Here is a 3,190-nt window from a genome sequence, read left to right as displayed (position 1 = left end):
CTGACTTTGCTGCATGATCTTCTCTGCCGGCACCCAGTTCCAGTGAAAAATTAGAGGCACCTCCGATGCCAAGCAGTAAAGCAATTGCAGTGCAGGTAGTGGATAATGGAAAAGCGATGTTCGTTGCGGCATTTCCCAGGACACCCACACCCTGTCCGATAAATATCTGATCCACAATGTTATAAAGTGCCGTAACCAGCATGGAAATAATACAGGGGACAGCGTATCCGGTCAGGAGCCTGGACACCTTGCGATATCCCAGGGGATTATTCGCTTCTTGTGAAATTGACTTCATTTTTTAACCTCCTTTTTCTTTCGTATTATCGTAATGCCTCCAGACAGATGTGATTTATACAATTTCTCAATAGTATTCCCGGAATTTTGCAGTTGAATACAGCAGCCCGCTGCGCGCCCTTCATCCGGGACAAATCTCACAAAAATTGCGCACGCAAATAACCATTTGCGTGCGCAATTAGTATAGAACTAATTCTAATAAAAGTCAAGATGATAATTGGAAGTTTCCTACAAAGGAGGTAACGAGTAATCCAGTGATCAGATCAATAACAGCCATAAGTCTTTGCGATATTTACCATGCGTCTTGCCCGGTCAAAGGAGGCATTTGCCGGGTATTCGCAGCCGGTGGCAAGCATAAAGCCGCCGCCCTTTGCCATTGCATCAATGTTGTTCTTACATTCCAGATCCCATTCCTCATCGGTACCGATAACGGCACTTGCAGGCGTGACGCAGCCAATCAGTGTAACTTTATCGCCGTATTTTGCCTTGCATTCCTGAAAATCTGCGCAATCATCCGGCGGATAGAGGAAAGAGATTGCCGTGGGGTTCATGGTTTCGATCTGGGCGTCAAAATATATTTTCTGCCCGCAGTTGTGAATCATTACCAGGCATCCTCTGTCATGAACCACATCAGCCAGTTCTTTTACCAGATCCCCTTCCATTTCCATCCACATGGTTTTACTCATAATTGCCCCGGATGAGAACAGTGTGTCGAACATAATACCATTTACTCCGGTATCCATAAGCGCGTTGCAGTAATCCTTCAGCGTTTCATTTACTTCTCTTGCTGCATCGTGTACAGCGTCCGGGTCATCATAGAGATCCATATACATATCCTGCTGGTTACGGAGCATGGACAAGGTTCCCAGGGGACCAAAGACAAAGGCAACCACCGGGTATTCCCCATTAGCAGCTTCCACCAGTTTCTTACAGGTATCAATGTGCATCATCATTCGTTTCGAGGTACGGTAATCCACTTTTTTAATCTTGGCATAGTCCTCGATTTCTTTAACGACACAGTTATTGTAGTTAGGATGCGCCGCCTCGTCTTCTGGGTAGACCAGTTCCTGGCCCCAGGCATCACACTCGATGGAGAGGTCAATCAGTGTTACGATACAATCCAGGTCAAATTCTTTCTTTGCTTTTAACAATGCTTCTGCACAGATATCAGCATCGTTGGACCAGTCCTTATAAGATGCGCCGATCAGCCGTCTGGAAGCACCGCTGATGATAGGATAAACCGGTACCCGGTCAGGTTCTTTGTGCTGCAGTGCAGTTACTACACGTTCCATAGAATTCATAAAAATACCCCGCTTTCTATTTTAATCCGGCTCAGGTGCTCTGCACCAGTTAGGCTGGTAACAGTACTTGCCGTTTCATTCTTATGAGCAAAGTATAGAATATTTTAATCTAAAGTTTTAGAAAAAAACATAGAAAATTAGTAAAAAATATGGAATTCATACTGAAACGATAATATATCAAAAAAGGTATAACTTTGGATTATCAAAAAAAATTACTAAAAATCCTGCCTATGGCATGGCCCACAATCATCTCCCCCAGAAATAAGTTATTTTCCCCAATTGCAGCCTCGGAGGTACTGCTTTCGTAAGAAGTTGTGATTTCACCCACGGCGCCCCTCTGGTAAGCCTCAGACCTTGCACCTTCCAGGGCTTCTTCAATAGCGGTTTCCTTAGCGGCATTATAGTCTTTAAAGCCTAAGCATCCGCTTCGTGTGAAAACCTGGTAGCCGGTCAGATCGGAAGAGTCGTAGAGGGGTTTGATCTCAACGGAATAAGAAGCAGATACATTACCCACTACGGCACCCAGAGCATTAGCCACGGCTGCATTTCTGGGAATGACAGCTTTAGTGCCCAGAAGCTTTGCCACGTCTTCTAAGAAGATGTGGATGGGGGCACCAACACCAATCAACGTAGCCTGGGTGCGGAACTGGGTGGAAAAGAAACTGGAAGCTCCGTGGGATACGGCATCTTCGTAGCTTTCTTCAATCAGGCTGTTCAGCATTTCGGGACTTAAGTGTTTATGCTTTGTGTCATTGTGGTCGTTGATCAGAATGCGAACCAGATTGCAGTAAAGTTTCTTTTTTACCAGATGGTATACTTTATCGGTGAGGCGTTCCGATGTTATCTCTACGGAACGGGCAATAAATTCTGCACCCAGTACGGATGCCTTCCGGTCAAAGGGGGTGTAGTCTTTTCGAATATGCATAATATCAGTCGGAGTAAGCCCGGAACGCATCACAATGCCTTCTTGTTCCAGCCGCTTCATACTGAAGTTATACGTGTCCTTTCGGATGGCGGCGGCAGCTTTGGTAAAAATAAGGGGACCATGGGCAAGAGCGGTGCAAAAGTCCAGTTCTTCCTGAGTATAGCTGCTTTTATTTTTGGGTTCTTTCATGAATACAAAGAACTCGTGCAGGAAATGGCTGTGGGGTTTACCGGTGAGGTTTAGTTCTTCCAGTTGTTCCAGCACGCCCGGAAACTGGGAAGAAAGGGTACAAAGGGGGATGACCCGTTCTGTGTCCAGATAGAGGCTGCCGTTTTTATACCGGATAGCGCTGTCGCCTCCCAGACCAAAAGTATCCACATACAGCCCCTTCACAAAGGTTTTGTAGATACCGATCTGAATGCCTTCCCGGACAGTCACCGGTGTATGGTTTTTAACAATGGCAATGTCAGATGTAGTTCCACCCATATCTACGATCAGGGCATTTTCTTCATCGGCAAGCTCCACGCCGCCCATAACACTGGCTGCGGGACCGCATAAAAGCGTTTCCACCGGCCGTGTGGAGGCAAATCCCTGAGACATAAGGGATCCGTCACTTCTTACAATTACGATAGGAAGAGACAGCCCCAGATCTTCCAGAGAGGTTTTGATT

General features: G+C 46.1%; 3 protein-coding genes. All 3 read right to left on the bottom strand.

Features of this window, described 5'->3' with window-relative positions; genetic code table 11:
• On the bottom strand, window positions 1–295 hold a 295-nt coding region (locus tag ACH2DQ_RS28395; protein WP_395028748.1), incomplete at its 3' end, for an MATE family efflux transporter.
• A gap of 262 nt (window positions 296–557) precedes the next feature.
• Window positions 558–1,595 (bottom strand): uroporphyrinogen decarboxylase family protein, encoded by a 1,038-nt coding sequence (locus ACH2DQ_RS28390; protein WP_394915165.1) that lies wholly within the window; start codon window positions 1,593–1,595, stop codon window positions 558–560.
• Window positions 1,596–1,797: 202 nt separating this feature from the next.
• Window positions 1,798–3,190 (bottom strand): hydantoinase/oxoprolinase family protein (locus ACH2DQ_RS28385; RefSeq protein ID WP_395028747.1); only part of this gene is annotated, 1,393 nt, incomplete at its 5' end.

The sequence above is a fragment of the Robinsoniella sp. genome, assembly GCF_034124845.1.
This window is presented reverse-complemented; position numbering and strand designations above follow the sequence as displayed.